This window comes from Klebsiella sp. SYXHC3, assembly GCF_057196925.1.
The window spans coordinates 1,224,754-1,248,284 of record NZ_JBXUNG010000001.1 but is presented as its reverse complement, the minus strand read 5'-3'; the positions used below and the strand labels follow the sequence as shown (position 1 = coordinate 1,248,284).

Sequence of the window (23,531 nt, the reverse complement as noted above, 5' to 3'; positions counted from 1 at the left end):
AATTTGTTGCATTTATAAATGTGATGCAAATCACAATTATCCGACAACAGCGACGATCACCGGGAACAGAAAAGGCGCGACCAGCGAGGTAATAATTCCGCACAGTACCAGCGCCAGCGAGCTAAACGCCCCTTCCTGGTAGTCCAGTTCGGCGCAACGCGCGGTGCCGAGGGCGTGCGAGGCGGTACCCATCGACAGGCCGCGGGATGCTTTAGTATGAATACGCATGGCGTTAAGCAGCGTATGGCCGAACACCGCGCCGAGGATCCCAACGAAAATGACGCACACGGCGCTAATCGCTGGAATACCGCCAATACTGCCGCTGACCGCCATGGCAATTGGCGTGGTGACGGATTTTGGCATAATGGAAGCGGCGATTTGCGGGGTGGCGCCCATCAGCAGAGCGACGGTGGTACCGGTGATCATCGCCACGCAGCTACCGATAAAGCAGATGGTGATGATGGATTTCCAACGCGCGCGGATCTGGTGCAGTTGTTCATATAGCGGAAAGGCCAGCGCAACCACCGCCGGCTGCAGCAGATCGTTAAGGATTTTGCTGCCGGCAAAATAGCGTTCATAAGAAATACCGGTGACCAGCAGGAAAGGAATAATGACCACCATGGCGACCAGCAGCGGGTTGAGCAGCGGAAATTTAAACCGCGCCGCCAGCTTGCGGGCAAGGAAAAAGACAATCAGCGTTAACGGTAGCGACCACCACATTTCATGGATCATTTTTTACTTCCTTTTTGCCCGATGATTTTGCGTTCACCGTGGACCAGATGCGAGCTCCAGCTCACCACCAAAAAGACTAATAAAGTACTGACGGCGCAGGACACCGCCACCGGTCCCAGCTGCGCACGCAGTAAATCCCAGTACTGCATTACGCCAACGCCGATAGGCACGAACAGCAGCGCCATGTAGCGGATCAGAATGTTGCAGCCGGGGTTGACCCACTGCGGCGGCATAATTTGCAGCGCCAGCAGCACGAACAAAATCAGCATGCCGATAATGCTGCCGGGGATCGTGATGGGCAGTAGCCCGGCGATAAAAATGCCTGCATACAAGCAGGCGTAAATCAGGACGAAAGCTCGCACGTACTGCCAGATAATATTCAGCGACTTACTCATGGTAATAACCCTTGATGAACTGCCATTCATCATACAATTAAACCCTGAAATGTGCTACCGATCACATCATGAATTCTAGGCATCGTCAGCATAGAAAATGGGAACAGCGGCCTTATTCTGCGAGGTAGTGCAGAAAACGAGTGAGCGCCAGCGATGGTACTTCGCTTTTGCGCCAGAACACCCCAACGCTACCTTTTTGTTCAATACGCGGCAAATTCAGAATCGTCAGCTGCCGATGTTCGGCGTAATGCTGCGCCAGCCGCAAAGAAAGAATAGAGATCATATCGCTGCTTTGCAGCAAATTGCTGGTGACATTCATTGAGGCTGACTCGATAGTATTCTCCGGCAGCATGACGCCGTTATCGACCAGCGCGTTATCAATGCTCTGACGAATGGGCGTGCCGGTAGGCCAGACTATCCAGCGCCAGACGGCGAGATCCGCCCAGCTCAGACGCGGCATGCTAGCCAGCGGATGGTCGGGACGGGCGACGAAGCACACCGGTTCGGTATAGAGCACACGATAGTTGAGCGGCAGTTCCAGCGCGCGGCCGCCAACACGTCCGACGACCACATCGACCACGCCGGAGAGCAGGTCGTGCAGCAGCGGGGTCATCACTTTTTCTTCGATATTCAGATGCAGGGTCGGCATCTCTTTAAGCAGGGAGAGGATCGCCTGCGCCACGCAGTCTGTCGCCACGGGAGAGCAGCCGATCATCAGGCTGCCGACCAGTCCGCCTTGCTTAAAGCGCTCGATCTCGTACTGCGAGCGCGACATATCGTTGATTAGCCGCTGGGCGTGCTGAAGCAGCAGTTTGCCGCCTTCCGAAGGGCGCAGGCCCTTACTGTGGCGCTCAAAGAGCGGCATGCCGACTTCTTCTTCAAATTGCGTCAGCCACTTAGAGAGTGCGGGCTGGGTAATATTCATCATTTTCGCGACCTGCGTGAGATTGCCTTGCTCACCCAGCGCCACCAGCATTTTCAAATGCTGCAGCTTCAACTTTTGCGTCCAGTTCGCCATCAGCCGATAACCTCCAGGTTATGTCTATGCCCGAAAAGCCATTGTACATTTCATCGCCATGGTTACAAAATCGCAACATAAAAGAAATAAATACAACATCTACCCTGACCTGCACTGAGGCATCATTATGGCTCAACGACGTGAACTACAGACGTTACTTAACGCAGCGCCGGTTGGCGCCCTGCAGTGGCGTGTGATTATCTGCTGTTTTCTGGTGGTGATGCTTGATGGATTTGACACCGCCGCCATTGGCTTTATCGCTCCCGATATCCGTGTTCACTGGCAATTGAGCGCCAGCGACCTCGCGCCGCTGTTTGGCGCCGGACTATTGGGATTGACCGCCGGGGCGCTGCTCTGCGGCCCGCTTTCCGACCGTTTCGGTCGTAAACGGGTGATTGAGTTTTGCGTGGCGCTGTTTGGCCTGTTTAGTCTGCTCTCCGCATTCTCGACGAATCTAGAGATGCTGGTTTTTCTGCGTTTCCTCACCGGTCTGGGATTAGGCGGGGCGATGCCCAACACCATCACCATGACTTCGGAATATCTGCCCGCCCGCCGCCGCGGTGCGTTAGTTACCCTGATGTTCTGCGGCTTCACGCTGGGTTCGGCGCTGGGCGGCGTGGTGAGCGCCCAACTGGTGGCGCATATCGGCTGGCACGGCATTCTGGCCTTAGGCGGGATCCTGCCGCTGCTGCTGGCCGTCGCGCTGCTGTGGGCGCTGCCGGAATCGCCGCGCTGGCAGGTTCGCCGCGGACTGCCGCAGGCGACCATCGCCAGAACCGTCAGCGCTATCACCGGCGAGCGCTATCCCGAGACCCATTTCTGGCTCGACGAACCGGCAGCCGGGCCGAAAGGCAGCATTAGCCAGCTGTTTGCCGGCCGACAACTGGCGATCACCTTGATGCTCTGGGTGGTGTTCTTTATGAGCCTGCTGATTATCTATTTGCTCTCCAGTTGGATGCCGACGCTGCTTAACCATCGTGGTATCGATTTACAGCACGCTTCGTGGGTGACCGCCGCGTTTCAGGTGGGCGGCACGCTCGGCGCACTGTTGCTCGGCATCCTGATGGACCGTTTCAATCCCTTCTTTGTACTGGCGCTAAGTTATTGCCTGGGCGCGTTGTGCATCGTGATGATCGGTTTAAGCGAAAACGGATTGTGGCTGATGACGCTGGCGATTTTCGGCACCGGAATTGGCGTGAGTGGTTCGCAGGTGGGCCTGAATGCGCTGACCGCCACCCTTTACCCAACCCAGAGCCGCGCGACCGGGGTCAGCTGGTCCAACGCCATCGGCCGCTGCGGCGCCATCGTTGGTTCGCTCTCCGGCGGCATGATGATGGCGATGAATCTCTCTTTCGACACGCTGTTTTACGTTATAGCGGTACCGGCGGCGATCGGCGCGGTGATGCTCATCATGCTGATGCTGGCGGTTCGCCGTCCTGGATCTGTACCCGACGCGCTGCCCTCTGCGGGTGTCGCGAATAAATAAGGAGAACAATAATGACCCTATCTACTCCGCAATCGAACCGCGAACGCCAGCAGTTCTACCAGCATATTGCCGGGCAGAATCTGACGCCGCTGTGGGAATCCTTGCACCACCTGGTGCCGCAAACGCCGAATGCCAACTGCGCCCCGGCGTACTGGAACTATCAGGAAATTCGCCCGCTGCTGCTGGAAAGCGGGCAGTTAATCGGCGCTAAAGAGGCGGTGCGTCGGGTACTGGTGCTGGAGAACCCGCAGCTGCGCGGCCAGTCGTCCATTACCGCGTCGCTGTATGCCGGCCTGCAGCTCATCATGCCTGGCGAGGTGGCGCCGAGCCACCGTCACAATCAGTCGGCGCTGCGCTTTATCGTGGAAGGCCATGGCGCGTTCACCGCCGTCGACGGCGAGCGCACGCCAATGCGCCCCGGCGATTTTATTCTGACCCCACAGTGGCGCTGGCACGATCACGGCAATCCTGGCGATGAACCGGTGGTCTGGCTCGATGGTCTCGATTTACCGCTGGTCAACTATCTCGGCTGCGGCTTTGCTGAAGATTATCCGCAGGAGCAGCAGCCGGTGACGCGTAAAGAGGGCGACTACCTGCCGCGCTACGCTGCCAACATGTTGCCGCTGCGCCATCAGGTGGGAAATTCCTCGCCGATCTTTAACTACCGCTACGACCGTAGCCGCGAGGCGCTGCACGACCTGACCCATCTTGGCGAGGCCGACGAATGGGACGGCTACAAGATGCGCTACGTCAACCCGGTCACTGGCGGCTATCCGATGCCCTCGATGGGCGCTTTCCTGCAACTGTTGCCGAAAGGGTTCCGGTCGCGGGTGGCGAAAACCACCGATAGCACCATCTACCACGTAGTAGAAGGTAGCGGCCAGGTGACGATTGGCGAACAAACCTTTGCATTCCAGGCGAAAGACATCTTCGTGGCGCCAACCTGGCACGGCGTATCGTTCAACGCCAGCGAAGAGTGCGTGCTATTTAGCTTCTCGGACCGTCCGGTACAGGAGGCCTTAGGCCTGTTCCGCGAAGCGCGTTATTAATAAGAAGGAAAACAATGATGACTCAATACGTTTTTGCACCCCAGGCGCCGATTAGCATCCCGGTTGTTGGCAGCGATGAGCAGTTCCCGGTACGCCGCGTTTACTGCGTTGGCCGTAACTATGCCGCCCACGCTCGTGAAATGGGCTTCGATCCGGATCGCGAACCACCTTTCTTCTTTTGTAAACCGGCGGATGCGGTTGTGCCGGTGGCGGCTGGCGAAACGCTGGATCTGCCGTATCCGGCGCAGACCGACAACTATCACTACGAGATTGAGCTGGTGGTCGCCATCGGCAAAGCGGGACGCGACATCCCGCTGGAGCAGGCGCAGGAATATATCTGGGGCTATGCCACCGGACTCGATATGACCCGCCGCGACCGCCAGATGGAGATGCGCCAGATGGGGCGCCCGTGGGAGATAGGTAAAGCGTTCGATCTTTCCGCTCCTGTCGCGCCGCTGCATAAAGCCGCCGAGGCGCGCGAGGTGAATCAGGCCGGGATCTGGCTGCAGGTGAATGGTGAAGATCATCAGCGTAGCGATATACGCCACCTCATCTGGTCGGTAAATGAAACCATCAGCTATCTCTCGGGCTTTTTTGAACTACAGCCCGGCGATCTGATTTTCACCGGCACGCCGGAGGGCGTCGGCGCGGTGGTAAAGGGGGATGTGATTACCGGCAACGTAGACGGACTGACGCCTATCGCCGTTCGCGTGGTGTGAGGTGAACAATGAAGCTGTACAGTTTTTTTAATAGCTCTGCCTCATATCGGGTGCGCATCGCGCTGGCCCTCAAGGGCATCGATTATCAGAGCGTTGGGGTGAATATCCGCATCGGGGCGCAGAATGCGCTGGAGTACCGGCGGCTCAATCCGGTTGGGCTGGTGCCGACGCTTATCACCGATGACGGTGAATCGCTGGGTCAGTCGCTGGCGATTGTTGACTGGCTTGACCGCCACTACCCACAAATGCCGCTGCTGCCGCAGGAGGATCCCGCGCGGATGCGGGTGCTGGAGATGGTCTACGCCATCGCCTGCGATATTCATCCGATTAATAACATGCGGGTCTTGCGCTACCTTAGCGATGAGTTGAAGGTCAGCGAAGCGGACAAAAAACGCTGGTATGCCCACTGGATCCAGCAGGGGCTGAGCGCGCTGGAGCAACTGCTGCGACAATCGAAATCCGGCGCTTTCTGCATCGGCGATAGACCAACGCTCGCCGACTGTTGTCTGGTGCCGCAATGGGCCAACGCGCAGCGGATGGGGTGTGATTTGAGCCATTATCCGCGCTGCCAGGCGGTTTACGACGCCTGTACCCGGTTACCGGCGTTTATCGCCGCCGCGCCGGAAAATCAACAAGACAAAATTCCGGCCTAGGGAGGAGGGAAAATGGCGAAAGTGACGCGAGCAATTATCGTTGGCGGCGGCATTGGCGGCGCGGCGACGGCGCTCTCTCTGGCGCGCCAGGGGATCAAAGTGATGCTGCTGGAAAAGGCGCATGAAATCGGTGAAATCGGCGCCGGTATTCAGCTGGGGCCGAATGCGTTTTCAGCGCTGGATAGCCTCGGCGTCGGCGAAGTGGCGCGCCAGCGCGCGGTGTTTACCGACCATATCACGATGATGGATGCGGTGAATGGGGAAGAGGTAGTGCGTATCGAGACCGGGCAGGCCTTCCGTGACCATTTCGGCGGCCCGTATGCGGTGATCCATCGGGTGGACATTCACGCCACCGTCTGGGAAGCCGCGCTGACCCATCCCGGCGTGGAATACCGGACTTCAACTCAGGTGGTGGATATCCGCCAGACCGCCGATGACGTGACGGTCTTTGATGACAAAGGCAACAGCTGGACCGCCGATATTCTGCTGGGCTGCGACGGCGTGAAGTCAGTGGTGCGCCAGAGTCTGCTCGGCGATGCGCCGCGGGTCACCGGCCACGTGGTGTACCGCGCGGTGATCGAGGCGGCCGACATGCCGGAAGACCTGCGTATTAACGCGCCGGTACTGTGGGCCGGGCCGCATTGTCATTTGGTGCATTATCCGCTGCGCGGCGGCAAACAGTACAACCTTGTGGTCACCTTCCATAGCCGCGAAAGCGAAGAGTGGGGCGTGCGCGACGGTAGTAAAGAAGAGGTGCTCTCTTACTTTAAAGGGATTCATCCGCGCCCGCGGCAGATGCTCGACAAGCCGACTTCCTGGCGCCGCTGGTCCACCGCCGACCGCGAGCCTGTTGCAAAGTGGGGCAACGATCGCATTACCCTGGTTGGGGATGCCGCCCATCCGGTAGCGCAATATATGGCGCAGGGCGCCTGCATGGCGCTGGAGGATGCGGTAACGATAGGTAAAGCGCTGCAGCAGTGCGACGGCGACGCCGCTCGCGCCTTCGCGCTGTACGAGTCGGTGCGTATTCCGCGTACCGCGCGAATTGTCTGGTCAACCCGTGAAATGGGGCGGATTTATCACGCGGCGGGGGTCGAACGTCAGGTACGTAATCTTCTCTGGAAGGGCAAAGCGCAGGATGAATTTTACCGCGGTATCGAGTGGCTTTACGGCTGGAAAGAGGATAACTGCCTCGAACCACGCTAAGGTCTGGTATTGAGGTCTTTCAACCGACGCACAGAGGCGCTACCATAGCGCCTCTTTTTTTTCCGGGTAACGATATGCGTGTATTACTGGCGCCAATGGAAGGCGTGCTCGATTCGCTGGTGCGCGAGCTGCTGACCGAGGTTAACGATTACGATCTGTGCATCACCGAATTTCTGCGCGTGGTGGACCAGCTGCTGCCGGTAAAATCGTTCTATAGACTGTGCCCGGAACTGCACCATCAAAGTCGCACTCCGTCCGGCACCCGGGTGCGCGTGCAATTGTTGGGGCAATACCCGCAATGGCTGGCGGAAAACGCCGCCCGCGCGGTGGAGCTTGGCTCTTGGGGCGTGGATTTAAACTGCGGCTGTCCATCGAAACTGGTGAACGGCAGCGGCGGCGGTGCGACGTTATTGAAAGATCCCGAGCTTATCTATCGCGGGGCGAAAGCCATGCGCGAAGCGGTTCCCGATCACCTGCCGGTGACGGTGAAAGTTCGCCTCGGCTGGGACAGCGGCGAACGGCGCTTTGAAATCGCCGACGCGGTACAGCAGGCGGGCGCCAGCGAGCTGGTGGTGCATGGCCGCACGAAAGAGGATGGTTACAAAGCTGAACGTATCAACTGGCAGGCCATCGGAGAAATCCGCCAGCGCCTGACTATTCCGGTGGTTGCCAACGGCGAAATCTGGGACTGGCAAAGCGCGCAGGAGTGCATGGCCGTCACCGGCTGTGATTCAGTGATGATTGGCCGCGGCGCGCTCAACGTGCCGAATCTCAGCCGGGTAATTAAATACAATGAACCGCGTATGCCGTGGCCGCAGGTGGTTGAGTTACTCAAAAAATATACCCAGCTGGAAAAGCAGGGGGATACCGGTTTATATCACGTGGCGCGCATTAAGCAGTGGCTGGGCTATTTACGCAAAGAATACACGGAAGCGCTTGGCCTCTTTAATGAAATTCGCACCTTGCAAACCTCAGCAGAGATAGCGAACGCCATTGCACGTTATTAGATAAGGCGGTGTTATTCCGTACGCACTTTATTAATTAGCACTCATCCTTGCACGATGCGACGCGAGCTGTATCACGTTTTTATTCCTTCGCGCTTGAGTCGCCACAAGAAGTTGATACAGTGCAATAGTTGGATTGCTACTGCTTCGGCAGGCGAAACCTGATTACCTGGCATTTGTCGGGGGTCAGGTTTTTTTGTTTCTGGGGTTCATATGCTAATCGCCAAAGTACTTAATAATAACGTGGTGGTAGTGGTCAACGAGCAGCAGCGCGAACAGGTGGTGATGGGGCGAGGGCTGGCCTTTCAAAAGCGCGTGGGCGACTCGTTGGACGAAAGTAAAATTGAAAAAGTCTTCGCCTTACAAAGCGATGAACTGGTTGGCCGCTTAGGCGAATTACTCAGTCAGATACCGTTAGAAGTGATGACCACCTGCGATCGTATCATCGACCTGGCCCGCGGGCGGTTGGGAAAGTTACAGGAAAGTTTATATATCACCTTAACTGACCACTGTCACTTTGCCATCGAGCGGCAGAAAAACGGCGTCGCGATTCGCAACGTGCTGCTGTGGGAGATTAAACGGCTGTATCCGAAGGAGTTCGAACTGGGTCAGGAGGCGAGGGCCATTATCGCCCGCCGGCTGGGCGTCGAGCTTGCCGAGGATGAAGCCGGGTTTATCGCTTTGCATCTGGTGACGGCGCAGCTCAACAGCGAAATGCCGGAAGTGATGCACGTGACGCGGGTGATGCAGGAGATCCTGCAACTGGTGAAGTATCAGCTGCAGCTTAACTATGACGAAGAGTCGCTCAGCTACCAGCGCTTTGTGACCCACCTGAAGTTTTTCGCCCAGCGCATGTTAACGCGAACGGTAGTGCAGGATGACGACGTCACGCTGCACAGCGCGGTGAAAGATAACTACGCCAAAGCGTGGAAGTGCGCGGAAACGGTGGCGAAGCACTTGCAAAAGAATTATCAACGGGCGCTGACCACCGAAGAGATTATGTTTCTTGCCATTCATATTGAACGGGTAAGAAAAGAGGGGCGTTAATTCCCCCACAAAACTGGATTGTTACTGCATGATGCAGGCAAAACCTGAGCGCGACGCCAACCGGCGTGGTTCTCGGGTTTTTTTATTTTTACTACTCAGTCGCCGGTTGTCTGTGGGCAGCGGCAGTAAGGAAAAGAGCATGGAATATAAAGCACTCGCGCAGGATATTCTTCACCGCGTCGGCGACAAAGAGAATATTGTGAGTCTGGTTCACTGCGCGACACGTCTGCGTTTCAAATTGAAGGATAATGCGAAGGCCGATGCCGAAGGGCTGAAGGCGAACCCCGGTGTGATCATGGTGGTAGAAAGCGGCGGCCAGTTTCAGGTGGTCATCGGTAACCATGTTCACGATGTCTGGCTGGCAGTGCGCCAGCAGGCGGGGTTAAGCGACGACAGCGAACCGGTGCCGCAGGAGAAAGCGGCGAAAAGCTCGGTATTAAGTCAACTCATCGACATCATCTCCGGCATCTTTACCCCTTTTATTGGCGTGATGGCGGCGACGGGTCTGCTGAAAGGTCTGCTGGCGCTGGCGCTAACCTGCGGATGGCTCACGCCGCAGCAGGGGACCTATAAAATCTGGTTTGCCGCCAGCGATGCGCTGTTCTTTTTCTTCCCGCTGTTTCTTGGCTACACCGCCGGCAAAAAGTTTGGCGGCAACCCGTTTATCTCAATGGTGATCGGCGGGGCATTAACCCACCCGCTGATGATTCAGGCCTTTGAAGCCAGTCAGACGGGGGCGCCCGTGGAGCACTTCCTCGGTATACCGGTGACCTATATCAATTATAGCTCCTCGGTGATCCCGATTATCCTCGCCTCCTGGGTCTGCTGCTGGCTGGAACGGAAGAGTAACGCGGTGCTGCCGTCCGCGATGAAGAACTTTTTTACTCCGGCAATCTGCCTGGCGGTGGTAGTGCCGCTGACCTTTCTGGTGATAGGCCCGCTGGCGACCTGGCTGAGCCACATGATTGCCAATGGCTATCAGGTTATCTACGTTTTTGCCCCATGGCTGGCAGGCGCAGTGCTGGGCGCGCTATGGCAGGTATGCGTTATTTTCGGCCTGCACTGGGGGCTGATACCGTTGATGATCAATAACATGACCGTGTTGGGGCATGATTCTATGCTGCCAATTATTCTGCCGGCGGTGATAGCCCAGGTGGGCGCCGTGCTGGGGATACTGCTGGCCACGCGCGATTCGCGTCAGCGGATGCTGGCCGGTTCCGCGTTTTCCGCCGGGCTGTTTGGCATCACGGAGCCTGCCATTTATGGCCTGACGCTGCCGTTACGTCGCCCGTTTATCTTCGGGTGTATCGCCGGCGCGATTGGCGGCGCGATCACCGCCTTCAGTAATAGCTACGCCTATTCCTTTGGGGTGCCGAACATTTTCTTTCCGGCGCAGATGATCCCGCCCGGCGGTATTGATTTTAGCGTGTGGGGCGGATTAATCGGCACCGGGGTGGCTTTCATTCTCGCCTGCGTATTGACCTTCTTCGCCGGCTTACCGCGCAGCCAGGCGGAAGGCGCCGTCGTCGTCGCGCCTGCGGCGGAAAACGATATTCTGGCGCCGATGTCCGGCCGCGTGCTGGCCCTCGATCAGGTGCCGGATAGCACCTTCGCCAGCGGTCTGCTGGGTAAAGGCGTGGCCATTATTCCGGCGGTGGGCAAGGTCATTGCCCCGTTTTCTGGCGAGGTCGCCTCGCTGTTTCAGACTAAACACGCCATCGGCCTGCTGAGCGACAGCGGCATTGAGCTACTGATCCATGTCGGCATTGATACCGTCAAACTCGACGGCGTACCGTTTACCGCCCATGTCAAAGAAGGGGATAGAGTTCAGGCCGGCGATTTGCTGCTGGAGTTCGACCGTCAGGCTATTCTGGACGCCGGTTACGACCTGGCGACCCCAATTATTATCAGCAACAGCGATGATTACCGTAGCGTTGAGATTGTATCCGCGAGCGTCGTGGATGCCGGCCAGCCGCTGTTGTCCGTCAGCCATTAATTACAGGAGAGAGCGATGAAAACATTCCCACAGGGCTTTTTATGGGGCGGCGCCACCGCGGCAAATCAGGTCGAAGGGGCGTATCTGGAAGATGGCAAAGGTTTATCCACCTCCGACGTGCAGCCGCAGGGGGTATTCGGCGACGTCGTGGAGCGCGTTGCGGGCGACAGCGGTATTAAAGATGTGGCGATCGATTTTTACCATCGTTACCCGCAGGATATCGCGCTGTTCGCTGAGATGGGTTTCAACTGTCTGCGGGTCTCGATCGCCTGGACGCGTATCTTCCCGAACGGTGATGACGCCGAGCCGAACGAAGCCGGGCTGGCCTTCTACGACAAGCTGTTTGCCGAGATGGCCGCGCATAATATCACTCCGCTGGTGACGCTATCGCACTACGAGATGCCGTGGGCGCTGGTAAAAAACTATGGCGGCTGGGGCAGTCGCAAGGTGATTGGCTTTTTCGAACGCTACGCCAGAACGGTATTCAGCCGCTATAAAAATCAGGTCAAACTGTGGCTCACCTTTAACGAAATTAATATGTCGCTACATGCGCCAATGACCGGCGTCGGGCTGCCGGCCGGTAGCAGCAAAGGCGAAGTTTATCAGGCTATCCACCACCAGCTGGTAGCCAGCGCGCTGGCGGTCAAAGCCTGTCATGAACTGGTACCGCAAGGGAAAATTGGCAATATGCTGCTCGGCGGGTTGATGTATCCGCTGAGCTGCAAGCCGGAAGATGTCTTTGAAACGCTGCAGCAAAACCGCAGCTGGCAGTTCTTCGGCGATGTGCAGTGCCGTGGTGCCTATCCGGGATACATGCAGCGCTATTTCCGCGAAAACGATATTACGCTGACCATCACCGACGGCGACCGGGAAGCGCTGAAAGAGACCGTCGATTTTATCTCCTTTAGCTACTATATGACCGGCTGCGTCACCGCCGATGAAGCGCTGAACCAGCAGGCGCGCGGTAACATTCTCAGCATGGTGCCGAATCCGCATCTGGCAAGCTCGGAGTGGGGCTGGCAGATAGACCCGCTGGGGCTGCGTACCCTGTTGAACGTACTGTGGGACCGCTATCAGAAGCCGTTGTTTATCGTTGAAAATGGTCTGGGGGCGAAAGATAAAATCGAAGCCGACGGCAGCATCAACGATGACTATCGCATCAGCTATCTCAACGATCATCTGGTGCAGGCGCGCGAAGCCATTGCTGACGGCGTTGAACTGATGGGCTTTACCAGTTGGGGGCCAATCGATCTGGTTAGCGCGTCGAAGGCCGAGATGTCCAAGCGCTACGGTTTTATCTATGTCGATCGTGACGATCGCGGGCAGGGAACGCTTGAACGGCGTAAGAAGAAAAGCTTTGCCTGGTATCAGGCGGTGATTGCCAGTAACGGCGGTAGCCTGCAGGAATAAGCTGTTCGGCGGCCCGGTTGATCCGGGCCGCATGCCGTTTAAGCCGGTTTACCGGCGCGCAGTAAAAAGATCATCGGACGCTCTTTCTCTTCCTCCAGCGCCGGTTGGGCGGCGATTTGCTCGGCGCTCGGGCCCCACTCATCAAGCTGCTCCAGCACAAAACCGGCGGCGATGAGCGCGTTAATCCAGCTTGAGAGTTTGCGATGCTGTTTAATCACCCCCTCGGCAAACCAGTTGCTGATACGTTCGCCTTCCTGCTGATAGTGGCTCACCGGCCAGCGTTTCCGCCCCTTTTCATCTACCTGCCAGCCCTGCTGCAGCGGCGCGGTATAGATGGGATGTTCGGCGGAGAAGACCAGCGTACCGCCGGGAACCAGCGCCTGATAGAGCGTGGCGAACAGCGGGGCGACATCCGGCAGGTAATGCAGCGCCAGCGAACTGTAGACCAGATCGCAGCTCTCGGCGGGCAGCGTCAGGGTTTGCAGGTCGGCGCAGCGATATTCGATAGTTTCGCCGGTGGTCATCTCCCGCGCGCGCTCCAGCATCCGGCTGGAGAGATCGAAACCGATTATCTGTTTTGCCCCCTGATGCTGCGCCCAGCGGCAAAACCAGCCGTATCCGCAGCCGAGATCGACTACTCGCAGGCCGTCTAACGCTGGCAGCAGGCGCTGAATTGCCGGCCACTCCGGCGCGCCGTCAAGCCCCTTCACCGAACGATCAAGGGTGGCGTAACCGGCAAAGAAACCGGGATCGTCATAAATGTTCTGACTCATTGCAACTCCAATAATAACTTTGTTTATTTTTAGCTGACTCATTGTCAATGCACACGCTTTACTTAACGAACGTCATTCAATTAATTTATGATGACCAACCTTTATAAGTAACCCGACCTGAAGAATGAACCTTACACTGAGCAAAAGCGTGCTGGCGGCACTGCCACTGGCCATCGCGCTGGCTGGCTGCGCGCCATCCCATGACATTGGCGGCCCTTTAAAGCAGCAAACCCCGGCATCTCATGTTTCGATGGATCTTCCCGCCGCCGTAAAAAATGGCTGGCCGCACACCGACTGGTGGAAAGACTACCACGATGCCCAGCTGGATAATCTGATTCAGCGCGCGTTAGCCAATGCCCCGGACATGCAAATTGCCGCGCAGCGCATCAAACTGGCCGAAGCGCAGGCGCGAATGTCGCAGGCGAATCTTGGTCCGGAGATGGATTTCTCCGCCGATATCGAACGGCAGAAAATGTCCGCGGAAGGCCTGATGGGACCGTTCGCTACCGATACCGACGGCAACACCGGGCCCTGGTACACCAATGGTACCTTTGGCCTGACTGCCGGTTGGGATCTGGATCTGTGGGGGAAAAACCGTGCGTTGGTGAAAGCGCGTATCGGCGAAGTGAAAGCCCAGGTCGCCGAGCAGGCGCAGACCCGCGAGCTGCTGGCCAGCAGCGTGGCGCGCCTGTACTGGCAGTGGCAGACCGAAGCAGCGGTGAAAACGGTGCTGCAGCAGGTCAAAAGCGAACAGAATAATATTGTTAGCGTCGATACCGCGCTCTATCAGCGTGGCATCACCAACTCCGCCGAAGGGGCGGAGAACGACATTAACGTCAGCAAAACCGATCAGCAGCTGGCCGACGTGGCGGGTAATATGAAAGAGATTGAAGCGCGGCTGATGGCGTTAACCAACAACCAGAGCCAGTCGCTCAATCTGCGAGCGGCGCCGCTGCCCGCAGTCAGCGCGCAAATGCCGAGCGAACTGGGTTATGAACTGCTGGCCCGCCGTCCGGATCTGCAGGAAGCCCACTGGTATATTGAATCCTCGCTAAGCGAAGTTGATGCGGCGAAAGCGGCGTTTTATCCGGATATCAACCTGATGGCGTTCCTGCAACAGGATGCGCTGCATTTAAGCGATCTGTTCCGCCATTCGGCGCAGCAGATGGGCGTCACCGCCGGGCTGACGCTGCCTATCTTTGATAGCGGCAGGCTGAATGCCAATCTCGACATCGCCAGCGCGCAGAACGGCCTGTCGATCGCTAAATACAACAAAGCCGTGGTCGATGCGGTGAACCAGGTAGCGAAAACCGCAAGCCAGGTAGAGACGCTGATGGAGAAAAACCAGCAGCAGCAGCAGGTGGAGAAAGACGCGCAGCGGGTGGTCAATCTCGCCCAGGCGCGGATGAATGCGGGAATCTTATCCGGTTCCCGCGTGAGCATGGCGAAGCTGCCTGCGCTACAGGAGCGAATCACCGCACTGCGTCTGCACGGCCAATGGCTGGATGCCAGCATTCAGCTGACTTCCGCACTGGGCGGCGGTTATCACCAGACGACAAAATAACGGCATCAATAGCGGCGCGCGGCGCCGCTATTGATTATCATCCTCTGTATCTTCCTCTTTTCTTTTCGCTTCCCGGCGTTTCAGCCACAGATGAACCCCGACCACCAGCGCCACTACGAGGATCAGCCAGATCCAGTGTTTAACGTGCTGATCGAGATGGTGCAGCCACGGGCCGATCGCTTCGCCGCCAAGATAGCCAAGGGTAGTAAAAATCAGCGCCCAAACGATGGCGCCAAAAATATTCAGCGGTAGAAATATTTTTGGCGGCAAGCGGCTGGCGCCGATCAAGACCGGGCCGATAACCCGAAAGCCGTACATAAAGCGGGTGCCGATAACGAACAGATAGGGATGGCGCTGAATCAGGCGCTGCGCTTTACGGATGCGCGCCTTCTGCCGCGAGAAGCGGCGCAGTAGCTTACCGCCGAACTGACGTCCAAGGAAATACAACAGCTGATCGCCGATCATGCCGCCTAAGGCCACGGCGATGACCACCAAAGGAAACTTCAATAGACCCTGATGTGCCGCCACGCCGCCAAGGATGGTGATGGTTTCACCTTCTGCGATGCTGCCAATAACCAGCGCCGCGTAGCCGTATTGGGAAATCAGGTGATTGATATCCATATAAACATAAACTCCTACTCTTACCAGTCCCTTAATCATACACCCTGATGATTAAAACGCGCTGAAGCGGATTTTTATCGCTGTACACAAAATAATCTACAGAGTGAATTATACTTGGATCAGTGCTGTACGAAGCCGTGACAAGGGGGACGCTATGAACCATGTCTGGGGACTCTTCGCTCATCCTAATCAAGAGATGAGCGTGATCAAGAGTGAAAATGAGACCGTTTCGCACCACTACACGCACCATGTGCTGGTGATGGCGGCGGTTCCGGTTATCTGCGCCTTTATCGGTACGACGCAGCTCGGCTGGAACTTCGGCGACGGTACGGTGATTAAGCTCTCGCTGATGACCGGGTTGGTATTAGCGGTACTGTTTTACGCCGTGATGTTAGCGGGGGTGGCGGTGATGGGGCGGGTGATCTGGTGGATGGCCAGAAGCTATCCGCAGCAGCCGTCGCTCAAACGCTGTATGGTCTTTGCCGGCTACGTCGCGACGCCGCTATTTTTAAGCGGGATCGTGGCGCTCTATCCGCTGGTATGGCTGTGCGCGCTGATAGGCACCATCGCGCTGTTTTACACCGGTTATCTGTTGTATCTGGGTATTCCGACCTTCCTGAGTATTAATAAGGAAGAGGGGCTCAGCTTCGCCAGCTCAACCCTGGCTATCGGGGTGCTGGTGCTGGAAGTGCTGCTGGCGATCACCGTCGTGCTGTGGGGCTACGGGTACCGACTCTTCTAATCAAATGCATTGCCGGCAGAAATGAATAATTATGTCGGCAATGCAGCATTTACTCACGATTCTTATTGGCCTCAGGGCGTTATGACGCGGTATGATGGCGTTTGCCAGCGGCGTAGCTCACTTTACGCCGCGGCGTACGTTCTATAACGTGCAAAAATACTTTTCAGAATGCCCATGATGCCGAATTTTCGAATTTCTTTGCTCAGCCTGACTTTGCTGCTGGCTGTGCCTTTTGCGCCCCAGGCGATAGCAAAAACCACTGCGGTAACCGCCGCTTCACAGCCGGATATCGCTTCCGGTAGCGCGATGATCGTCGATCTGGCGACCAAGAAAATCATTTACGCCAGCCAGCCCGATTTGGTGCGCCCGATGGCGTCTATTACCAAAGTGATGACCGCCATGGTGGTGCTGGATGCGCATTTACCGCTGGACGAGATGCTGACCGTTGATATCAGCCAGACGCCGGAGATGAAAGGTATCTATTCCCGCGTACGACTTAACAGCCAAATCAGCCGCCGCAATATGCTGCTGCTGGCGCTGATGTCTTCGGAAAACCGTGCCGCCGCCAGCCTGGCGCACCACTATCCTGGCGGTTATAACGCTTTTATCCGCGCGATGAACGCCAAAGCGCAGGCGCTGGGTATGACCCACACACGCTATGTTGAGCCGACCGGCCTGTCGGTGCATAACGTCTCCACGGCGCGCGATCTGACTAAGCTGCTGATCGCCAGCGAACAATATCCGCTGATCGGCCAGCTAAGCACCACCAAAGAAGATACCGCCACCTTTGCGCATCCGGCGTATACCTTGCCGTTCCGCAATACCAACCATCTGGTGTATCGCGATAACTGGAATATTCAGCTGACCAAAACCGGCTTTACCAACGCCGCCGGCCACTGCCTGATTATGCGTACGGTGATTAATCAACGCCCGGTGGCGCTGGTGGTAATGGACGCGTTTGGCAAATATACCCACTTTGCCGACGCCAGCCGGTTACGGACCTGGATTGAAACCGGTAAGGTGATGCCGGTTCCGGCGTCCGCATTGAGCTATAAAAAGCAGCGTGAAGCGCAGATGGCGGAAGCGATGCTGAAAGGCGGCACGCAGACCGCGCAGAACGATTAATTTGTCCTTCCCCCGGATTGCGCCGCAATCCGGGAATTTTGATATCACTCCGGTAACGTCCAGTCGCCGTCGCCAAGCTGGCGCTGCATGATTAGGGTATCGCGCCAGTCGCCCATCTTATAGCCGACGCTGCGCAGCTGTCCGGCAACGGTAAAGCCAAATTTCTTATGGATGGCAATCGAGCCGGCGTTGTTATGTCCGTCGCCGATAATCGCCAGCATCTGCCGCCACGGCCCCTGTTCACATTGCGCGATGAGGCGTGTCAGCAGCGCGCTGCCGATGCCGCGCCCGCCCATGCCGGACTCAACGTATATGGACTCTTCCAGCGTATAGCGATAGGCCGGGCGAGGGCGGTAAAAGGTGGCGTAGCAGTAGCCGACAATGGTGCCGCGCCACAGCGCGACCAGCCACGGAAGCCCGTTATCGCGCACGGTTTTGATTCGCTTGCGCATTTCGTCGACGGTAGGCGGGATCTCTTCAAACGAGGCGCGGCCATTAAGCACGTGCCAGACGTACAGCGCGGCAATCGCATGCGCGTCATCAGGCAACGCTTCGCGGATCTCTAAGTCGGCGTCTTGTAACTTATCCTTGGCGGACATGGGGGCTCCTCAAGCTAATTGGCCGGAGAGTCTTTTTCTCCGGCATGCAGCGTAATACAGAAGCCCCGCGGCTGAACAGTCCTGGTTAACGATTATTGTGCTTCCGTCGGTTTCTGCACCTCGCCCCAGTATTTTTGTTTGCTGGTTTTGCCGATCCCTGGATTCATGCTGTTGGTGGGATCGTTCTGGCGATAGAAGCGTTTTAAACTCTCCGCCGCTTCATACAGATGGCCGACGTTGTGCTCCGCCGGGTACTGCGCGCCGCGCGCTTTCAACAGATCCAGCATTTTTTCCTTCAGTTCGTGCGCGTCTACCCCTTTCTTCACGATGTAATCCTGGTGGAAGACGTGACACATAAAGTGGCCATAGTAGAGCTTGTAGACCAACTGGCTGTCGATTTCCGCCGGCAGATGTTCGAACCATTCGGTGTCATTGCGGCGCAGGGCGATGTCCAGCGCCAGAATATCTTCCACTTCGTCGGCATGTACCGCCTGATAGCGGATCGCCGCGCCGGCGGCGGCGAAGCGGTGCAGGAATGCCTTGCTGCCTTCTTCCGCGGTACAGACAAAGAAATCGCCTTCGGCCTGCTGGAAATACTCCGTAAGCCACTTCTGCGCTTCTTCGATGCCGTCGCCGGCCATCTTCAGCAGCAGATGATGTTCGTACTTATCACGCCAGGTTTTCATACGCTCCGGCAGGTGCGCCGGGAAGGCGTGACCGAGCTTCTGCATAAAGCGGTCGGTGAAGTGCGGCTTGAACAGGGAGACTTTTTCCAGCATCGCGTCGGTGCGCCCCTTCATGGTGAAGAAGAACGGCATTTTGTCGGTGCCGAGCTTATCGATCATCAGGAAGGTGTCTTTGCCATATTTTTCGGCGATATCGTAAATATCGCGGTGCATATATTCACCGGCTACCGGCAGATTATTGAATTCAGCGAGGATGTGGCGGCGGATTTCGGTGAGCACTTCCGGCTGATTGGTGCCGATATAGAACACCTGCTGGCGTTTTTCCGCCGGAAAAGTATCGAGACGGACGGCGAAGACCGCCAGCTTGCCGGCGCAGCCGGAGGATTCGAACAGGCGGTCCGGGTCGGCGTTATAGCGAGCCGGGGTATCGGCGTTGACGTCGCGCACGCGGGTAACGTAATCGTGATCGTGGGCGTGGCGGCCATCGTGCTGCACGTCTGTATCGTTGATACGATCATCGTCGAGACGGCTCAGGATTTGCTCCGGCGTTGAGCCAAGATCGATTCCCAGATGGTTGACTAACTTCAGTTTGCCGTCGGCGTCAATCTGCGCGAACAGCGACATTTCGGTATAGGCCGGTCCGCGCTGCACCAGCGATCCGCCGGAGTTGTTACAGATACCGCCGATGACGGATGCGCCGATGCAGGAAGAGCCGATCACCGAGTGCGGTTCGCGGCCCAGCGGTTTTAGCGCTTTTTCCAGTGAATAGAGGGTGGTGCCAGGGTAGGCCAGCACCTGCTCGCCCTTATCCAGCAGATGCAGCTTATCCAGACGCAGCGTGCTGATAATGACGATTTCGCGATCGTAATCATTGCCACTTGGAGTGGAGCCTTCGGTGAGGCCGGTATTCGCCGCCTGCATCAGGATAATTTTGTCGGCCTGGACGCAGGCGCTGAGCACCCGCCATAGTTCAAGCAGGGTACCGGGGAACACCACCGCCAGCGCATCGCCGTGGCCGGAGCGGAAACCTTTCCGGTAACGCTGGGTTTTCGCCGGATCGGTTAACAGATGCGAGGAGCCAACCAGCCGCGCCAGTTCCGCCAAAAAGGGAGGGTTATTTATTGTTGTTGCAGATGACATGATTCACTCCTTGTGGGCACAGAAAAGCTATATCGCTGTTAGCATACCGCTTTGTATGACAATTTGGTGTATGAATGTTTCTATAAATCAGATAAGAACCTTAGCATTCTACGGGCGCGTTGTTTATATATATGGCAAACTGCGGTTTTTGCTGCGTTTTCGCTGGGCTATTAGCACCGAATCAAAGAGGGATACATAATAATGAAATGGTTGTGTACTGTTGGCGTCGCCGTGAGCCTGGCGCTGCAACCCGCGCTGGCGGATGAACTGTTTGGTAACCATCCGCTGACGCCGGAGGCGCGAGATGCGTTTGTTAGCGAACTGCTGAAAAAAATGACGGTCGATGAAAAAATCGGTCAGCTGCGCCTAATCAGCGTCGGTCCGGATAACCCGAAAGAGGCGATCCGGGAAATGATCAAAGACGGTCAGGTAGGGGCGATTTTTAATACCGTGACCCGGCCTGATATCCGCGTGATGCAGGATCAGGTGATGCAGCTAAGCCGCCTGAAGATCCCGCTGTTTTTCGCCTACGATGTGCTGCACGGCCAGCGTACCGTCTTTCCGATAAGCCTCGGCCTGGCCTCCTCTTTTAATCTCGACGCGGTGAATACCGTCGGACGTATCTCGGCCTATGAAGCGGCTGACGATGGTCTCAATATGACCTGGGCGCCGATGGTCGACGTCTCTCGCGACCCGCGCTGGGGCCGCGCCTCCGAAGGTTTTGGCGAGGATACTTACCTGACCACCGTGATGGGTAAAGCGATGGTGGAGTCGATGCAGGGTAAGAGCCCGGCAGACCGCTATTCGGTGATGACCAGCGTTAAACACTTCGCCGCCTACGGCGCGGTTGAAGGCGGCAAAGAGTACAACACCGTCGATATGAGCCCGCAGCGCCTGTTCAACGACTACATGCCGCCGTATAAAGCCGGTCTCGATGCCGGCAGCGGCGCGGTGATGGTGGCGCTAAACTCGCTCAACGGTACGCCGGCGACTTCCGATTCCTGGCTGCTGAAAGACGTCCTGCGCGACCAGTGGGGCTTTAAAGGCATCACCGTTTCCGACCATGGCGCCATCAAAGAGTTGATTAAACACGGTGTCGCCTCCGACCCGGAAGACGCGGTGCGCGTCGCGCTGAAGTCCGGTATCAACATGAGCATGAGCGATGAGTACTACAGCAAATATCTGCCGGGGCTGGTGAAATCCGGTAAGGTGACGATGGCCGAACTGGATGACGCTACCCGCCACGTGCTCAACGTCAAGTATGATATGGGGCTGTTCAACGATCCGTACAGCCATCTGGGGCCGAAAGCATCCGACCCGCAGGACACCAACGCCGAAAGCCGTCTGCATCGTAAAGAGGCGCGTGAAGTGGCGCGAGAAAGCCTGGTGCTGCTGAAAAATCGTCTCGATACGCTGCCGCTGAAAAAATCCGGCACGATCGCCGTAGTAGGCGCGCTGGCGGATAGCAAGCGCGACATGATGGGCAGCTGGTCGGCGGCGGGCGTGGCCGATCAGTCGGTCACCGTGCTGACTGGCATTAAAGAAGCGCTGGGCGATAAAGGCAAAGTGATTTATGCCAAAGGCGCTAACGTTACCGACGATAAAGGCATTGTCGATTTCCTTAACCTGTATGAGAAAGCGGTGCAGGTCGATCCGCGCTCGCCGCAGGAGATGATCGATGAAGCCGTGGCGGCGGCGAAACAGTCCGACGTGGTTGTTGCGGTAGTGGGTGAAGCGCAGGGCATGGCGCATGAGGCTTCCAGCCGGACCGATATCACCCTGCCGCAAAGCCAACGCGATCTGATTAGCGCGCTGAAAGCGACCGGTAAGCCGCTGGTGCTGGTGCTGATGAACGGGCGTCCGCTGGCGCTGGTGAAAGAGGATCAGCAGGCGGATGCGCTGCTGGAGACCTGGTTTGCCGGTACTGAAGGCGGCCATGCAATCGCCGATGTGCTGTTTGGCGATTACAACCCTTCCGGTAAGCTGCCGATGTCCTTCCCGCGTTCGGTGGGGCAGATCCCGACCTACTACAGCCACCTGAATACCGGCCGTCCGTATAATCCGGAAAAACCCAATAAATACACGTCGCGTTATTTTGATCAAGCGAATGGTCCGCTGTATCCATTTGGTTATGGCCTGAGCTACACCACCTTCAGCGTTTCGGATGTTAAAATGTCGGCGCCAACGATGCCGCGCGACGGCAGCGTGACCGCCAGCGTGCAGGTGACCAACACCGGCAAGCGCGAAGGGGCGACGGTGATCCAGCTTTATTTGCAGGACGTGACCGCGTCGATGAGCCGGCCGGTGAAAATGCTGCGCGGCTTTAAGAAGGTGAATCTCAAGCCGGGTGAGACGCAAACCGTCAGCTTCCCGATTGATGTTGAAGCGCTGAAATTCTGGAACCAGCAGATGAAATACGTTGCTGAACCGGGCAAATTCAACGTCTTTATTGGGGTGGATTCCGCCCGCGTTAAGCAGAGCGAATTTGAGTTGCTGTAATCGATAGCCCTGTCAAAGGGGATAAACCGGGTATTACTCCTGAAAGGCCGATTAATCGGCCTTTTTTTTTCGTTCGCCGGCCAAATGGACTACGCTTTTCTCTTAAGCTTCTGTAAACGGAGCGCAAAAGAAGAGAAGGAAGCAGGATGATGGCAACGAAATGGTCAGGCGCGTTGGCGCTAGTGGCGCTGGTCAGCCTGCCGCTGCAGGCGGCGGAACCGGTGAAAGTGGGTTCGAAAATCGATACGGAAGGGGCGCTGCTCGGCAATATCATTTTGCAGGTACTGGAAAGCCACGGCGTGAAAACGGTCAATAAAGTCCAGCTTGGCACCACGCCGGTGGTTCGCGGAGCGATTACCGCCGGTGAGCTGGATATCTATCCGGAATACACCGGCAACGGGGCTTTCTTCTTTAAAGATGAAAATGACCCGGCGTGGAAAAACGCCAAACAGGGCTATGAAAAAGTTAAAAAGCTGGACGCGGAAAAAAACAAGCTGGTCTGGCTGACCCCGGCTCCCGCCAATAATACCTGGACTATCGCGGTGCGACAGGAAGTGGCGGAGCAAAATCATCTTGCTTCATTGGCCGATCTTAGCGCCTATCTACAGAAGGGCGGCGATTTTAAACTGGCGGCTTCCGCGGAGTTTATCGAGCGCGCCGATGCTCTCCCGGCGTTCGAAAAAGCCTATGGCTTTAAGCTCAATCAGAATCAGCTGTTGTCGCTGGCGGGCGGCGATACCGCGGTGACCATTAAAGCGGCGGCGCAGCAAACCTCCGGCGTAAACGCGGCGATGGCCTATGGCACCGATGGCCCGGTAGCGGCTTTGGGGCTGCAAACCCTGAGCGATCCAAAAGGCGTACAGCCTATTTACGCCCCGACGCCGGTTGTGCGTGAAGCGGTGCTGAAGGTGTATCCGCAGATGGCGCAGTGGTTGGAACCGGTGTTTGCCAGCCTCGATGAAAAAACGTTGCAGAAATTAAACGCCAGCATTGCCGTTGAAGGGCGTGACGCGAAGAGCGTAGCCGCCGATTACCTGCAACAAAAAGGGCTGCTGAAGTAAATACGA

The 23,531-nt window shown here is 57.0% G+C and carries 21 protein-coding genes; 14 read left to right on the top strand and 7 right to left on the bottom strand.

Annotation, left to right across the window (positions count from 1 at the left end):
- Positions 1 to 36: 36 nt before the first annotated feature.
- From AC2CGP_RS06100 to AC2CGP_RS06090, 3 genes are all read right to left on the bottom strand, one after another.
- A complete protein-coding gene (locus AC2CGP_RS06100) occupies positions 37 to 732 on the bottom strand; it encodes a CidB/LrgB family autolysis modulator (protein WP_015365717.1) in 696 nt (231 codons plus the stop codon).
- Positions 729 to 1,127, bottom strand: a complete 399-nt coding sequence (locus AC2CGP_RS06095; protein WP_020078292.1) for a CidA/LrgA family protein — start codon at positions 1,125 to 1,127, stop codon at positions 729 to 731. Before AC2CGP_RS06095 ends, AC2CGP_RS06100 begins: the two co-directional genes overlap by 4 nt.
- A gap of 112 nt (positions 1,128 to 1,239) precedes the next feature.
- Positions 1,240 to 2,145, bottom strand: coding sequence for a LysR substrate-binding domain-containing protein (locus AC2CGP_RS06090; RefSeq protein ID WP_021464157.1), 906 nt, complete (start codon positions 2,143 to 2,145; stop codon positions 1,240 to 1,242).
- A gap of 127 nt (positions 2,146 to 2,272) precedes the next feature.
- On the opposite strand from AC2CGP_RS06090, the gene mhbT reads away from it, so the two are divergent.
- The 9 genes from mhbT (at position 2,273) to AC2CGP_RS06045 (ending at position 12,715) form a co-directional block, all read left to right on the top strand.
- Positions 2,273 to 3,631 (top strand): 3-hydroxybenzoate transporter MhbT, encoded by a 1,359-nt coding sequence (gene mhbT, locus AC2CGP_RS06085; RefSeq protein WP_484502300.1) that lies wholly within the window; start codon positions 2,273 to 2,275, stop codon positions 3,629 to 3,631.
- Positions 3,632 to 3,642: 11 nt separating this feature from the next.
- On the top strand, positions 3,643 to 4,680 hold the full coding sequence (gtdA, locus tag AC2CGP_RS06080; protein ID WP_015365721.1) for a gentisate 1,2-dioxygenase: 1,038 nt from the start codon (positions 3,643 to 3,645) through the stop codon (positions 4,678 to 4,680).
- A 17-nt stretch (positions 4,681 to 4,697) separates the two neighbouring features.
- Positions 4,698 to 5,399 carry a fumarylacetoacetate hydrolase family protein gene (locus AC2CGP_RS06075; protein ID WP_015365722.1) on the top strand — a complete coding sequence of 234 codons (702 nt, stop codon included), beginning with the start codon at positions 4,698 to 4,700 and terminating at the stop codon, positions 5,397 to 5,399.
- 8 nt (positions 5,400 to 5,407) lie between these two features.
- On the top strand, positions 5,408 to 6,052 hold the full coding sequence (maiA, locus tag AC2CGP_RS06070) for a maleylacetoacetate isomerase (RefSeq protein WP_015365723.1): 645 nt from the start codon (positions 5,408 to 5,410) through the stop codon (positions 6,050 to 6,052).
- A 12-nt stretch (positions 6,053 to 6,064) separates the two neighbouring features.
- Positions 6,065 to 7,258 carry a 3-hydroxybenzoate 6-monooxygenase gene (locus tag AC2CGP_RS06065; protein WP_015365724.1) on the top strand — a complete coding sequence of 398 codons (1,194 nt, stop codon included), beginning with the start codon at positions 6,065 to 6,067 and terminating at the stop codon, positions 7,256 to 7,258.
- A 74-nt stretch (positions 7,259 to 7,332) separates the two neighbouring features.
- Positions 7,333 to 8,265, top strand: coding sequence for a tRNA dihydrouridine(16) synthase DusC (gene dusC, locus AC2CGP_RS06060; RefSeq protein ID WP_015365725.1), 933 nt, complete (start codon positions 7,333 to 7,335; stop codon positions 8,263 to 8,265).
- Positions 8,266 to 8,475: 210 nt separating this feature from the next.
- A complete protein-coding gene (gene bglG, locus AC2CGP_RS06055) occupies positions 8,476 to 9,309 on the top strand; it encodes a transcriptional antiterminator BglG (protein WP_015365726.1) in 834 nt (277 codons plus the stop codon).
- A 28-nt stretch (positions 9,310 to 9,337) separates the two neighbouring features.
- Positions 9,338 to 11,305 (top strand): PTS beta-glucoside transporter subunit IIABC, encoded by a 1,968-nt coding sequence (bglF, locus tag AC2CGP_RS06050; RefSeq protein ID WP_484502299.1) that lies wholly within the window; start codon positions 9,338 to 9,340, stop codon positions 11,303 to 11,305.
- Positions 11,306 to 11,320: 15 nt separating this feature from the next.
- A complete protein-coding gene (locus AC2CGP_RS06045) occupies positions 11,321 to 12,715 on the top strand; it encodes a glycoside hydrolase family 1 protein (RefSeq protein ID WP_020078295.1) in 1,395 nt (464 codons plus the stop codon).
- Between the two features lie 38 nt (positions 12,716 to 12,753).
- Here AC2CGP_RS06045 and AC2CGP_RS06040 read toward each other — a convergent pair whose 3' ends face one another.
- A complete protein-coding gene (locus tag AC2CGP_RS06040) occupies positions 12,754 to 13,488 on the bottom strand; it encodes a class I SAM-dependent methyltransferase (RefSeq protein WP_484502298.1) in 735 nt (244 codons plus the stop codon).
- A gap of 124 nt (positions 13,489 to 13,612) precedes the next feature.
- Here AC2CGP_RS06040 and mdtQ point away from each other — a divergent pair, with 124 nt between their 5' ends.
- A complete protein-coding gene (mdtQ, locus tag AC2CGP_RS06035; protein ID WP_032714965.1) occupies positions 13,613 to 15,052 on the top strand; it encodes a multidrug resistance outer membrane protein MdtQ in 1,440 nt (479 codons plus the stop codon).
- Positions 15,053 to 15,079: 27 nt separating this feature from the next.
- On the opposite strand, the gene AC2CGP_RS06030 is transcribed toward mdtQ, so the two are convergent.
- On the bottom strand, positions 15,080 to 15,673 hold the full coding sequence (locus tag AC2CGP_RS06030; protein WP_015365732.1) for a DedA family protein: 594 nt from the start codon (positions 15,671 to 15,673) through the stop codon (positions 15,080 to 15,082).
- A gap of 154 nt (positions 15,674 to 15,827) precedes the next feature.
- Here AC2CGP_RS06030 and AC2CGP_RS06025 point away from each other — a divergent pair, with 154 nt between their 5' ends.
- On the top strand, positions 15,828 to 16,415 hold the full coding sequence (locus tag AC2CGP_RS06025) for a Yip1 family protein (protein WP_015365733.1): 588 nt from the start codon (positions 15,828 to 15,830) through the stop codon (positions 16,413 to 16,415).
- A gap of 174 nt (positions 16,416 to 16,589) precedes the next feature.
- Entirely contained in the window at positions 16,590 to 17,540 is a 951-nt protein-coding gene (gene pbpG / locus AC2CGP_RS06020; protein WP_161798740.1) for a D-alanyl-D-alanine endopeptidase, read from the top strand.
- Positions 17,541 to 17,584: 44 nt separating this feature from the next.
- On the opposite strand, the gene AC2CGP_RS06015 is transcribed toward pbpG, so the two are convergent.
- Both AC2CGP_RS06015 and dld read right to left on the bottom strand, forming a co-directional pair.
- Entirely contained in the window at positions 17,585 to 18,139 is a 555-nt protein-coding gene (locus AC2CGP_RS06015; protein WP_015365736.1) for a GNAT family N-acetyltransferase, read from the bottom strand.
- 92 nt (positions 18,140 to 18,231) lie between these two features.
- Positions 18,232 to 19,965, bottom strand: a complete 1,734-nt coding sequence (gene dld, locus AC2CGP_RS06010; RefSeq protein WP_047077008.1) for a D-lactate dehydrogenase — start codon at positions 19,963 to 19,965, stop codon at positions 18,232 to 18,234.
- A gap of 201 nt (positions 19,966 to 20,166) precedes the next feature.
- Between dld and bglX the strand changes: the two genes are divergently transcribed.
- Together bglX and osmF are read left to right on the top strand one after the other, a co-directional pair.
- Positions 20,167 to 22,464: a beta-glucosidase BglX gene (gene bglX, locus AC2CGP_RS06005; protein WP_015706093.1), complete on the top strand. Its 2,298-nt coding sequence runs from the start codon at positions 20,167 to 20,169 to the stop codon at positions 22,462 to 22,464.
- A gap of 146 nt (positions 22,465 to 22,610) precedes the next feature.
- Positions 22,611 to 23,525, top strand: coding sequence for a glycine betaine ABC transporter substrate-binding protein OsmF (gene osmF / locus AC2CGP_RS06000; RefSeq protein ID WP_045364267.1), 915 nt, complete (start codon positions 22,611 to 22,613; stop codon positions 23,523 to 23,525).
- The last annotated feature ends 6 nt before the right edge of the window (positions 23,526 to 23,531 follow it).

Excerpts from the sequence above, each read along its gene's own strand:
- AC2CGP_RS06100 (WP_015365717.1), bottom strand. The coding sequence starts at position 732 with ATGATCCATGAAATGTGGTGGTCGCTACCGTTAACGCTGATTGTCTTT.
- bglX (WP_015706093.1), top strand. The coding sequence starts at position 20,167 with ATGAAATGGTTGTGTACTGTTGGCGTCGCCGTGAGCCTGGCGCTGCAA.
- mhbT (WP_484502300.1), top strand. The coding sequence starts at position 2,273 with ATGGCTCAACGACGTGAACTACAGACGTTACTTAACGCAGCGCCGGTT.
- AC2CGP_RS06040 (WP_484502298.1), bottom strand. The coding sequence starts at position 13,488 with ATGAGTCAGAACATTTATGACGATCCCGGTTTCTTTGCCGGTTACGCC.
- AC2CGP_RS06015 (WP_015365736.1), bottom strand. The coding sequence starts at position 18,139 with ATGTCCGCCAAGGATAAGTTACAAGACGCCGACTTAGAGATCCGCGAA.
- AC2CGP_RS06075 (WP_015365722.1), top strand. The coding sequence starts at position 4,698 with ATGACTCAATACGTTTTTGCACCCCAGGCGCCGATTAGCATCCCGGTT.
- AC2CGP_RS06030 (WP_015365732.1), bottom strand. The coding sequence starts at position 15,673 with ATGGATATCAATCACCTGATTTCCCAATACGGCTACGCGGCGCTGGTT.
- gtdA (WP_015365721.1), top strand. The coding sequence starts at position 3,643 with ATGACCCTATCTACTCCGCAATCGAACCGCGAACGCCAGCAGTTCTAC.
- AC2CGP_RS06095 (WP_020078292.1), bottom strand. The coding sequence starts at position 1,127 with ATGAGTAAGTCGCTGAATATTATCTGGCAGTACGTGCGAGCTTTCGTC.
- mdtQ (WP_032714965.1), top strand. The coding sequence starts at position 13,613 with ATGAACCTTACACTGAGCAAAAGCGTGCTGGCGGCACTGCCACTGGCC.
- pbpG (WP_161798740.1), top strand. The coding sequence starts at position 16,590 with ATGATGCCGAATTTTCGAATTTCTTTGCTCAGCCTGACTTTGCTGCTG.
- osmF (WP_045364267.1), top strand. The coding sequence starts at position 22,611 with ATGATGGCAACGAAATGGTCAGGCGCGTTGGCGCTAGTGGCGCTGGTC.
- maiA (WP_015365723.1), top strand. The coding sequence starts at position 5,408 with ATGAAGCTGTACAGTTTTTTTAATAGCTCTGCCTCATATCGGGTGCGC.
- AC2CGP_RS06090 (WP_021464157.1), bottom strand. The coding sequence starts at position 2,145 with ATGGCGAACTGGACGCAAAAGTTGAAGCTGCAGCATTTGAAAATGCTG.
- AC2CGP_RS06045 (WP_020078295.1), top strand. The coding sequence starts at position 11,321 with ATGAAAACATTCCCACAGGGCTTTTTATGGGGCGGCGCCACCGCGGCA.
- dld (WP_047077008.1), bottom strand. The coding sequence starts at position 19,965 with ATGTCATCTGCAACAACAATAAATAACCCTCCCTTTTTGGCGGAACTG.
- bglF (WP_484502299.1), top strand. The coding sequence starts at position 9,338 with ATGATGCAGGCAAAACCTGAGCGCGACGCCAACCGGCGTGGTTCTCGG.
- AC2CGP_RS06025 (WP_015365733.1), top strand. The coding sequence starts at position 15,828 with ATGAACCATGTCTGGGGACTCTTCGCTCATCCTAATCAAGAGATGAGC.
- AC2CGP_RS06065 (WP_015365724.1), top strand. The coding sequence starts at position 6,065 with ATGGCGAAAGTGACGCGAGCAATTATCGTTGGCGGCGGCATTGGCGGC.
- dusC (WP_015365725.1), top strand. The coding sequence starts at position 7,333 with ATGCGTGTATTACTGGCGCCAATGGAAGGCGTGCTCGATTCGCTGGTG.
- bglG (WP_015365726.1), top strand. The coding sequence starts at position 8,476 with ATGCTAATCGCCAAAGTACTTAATAATAACGTGGTGGTAGTGGTCAAC.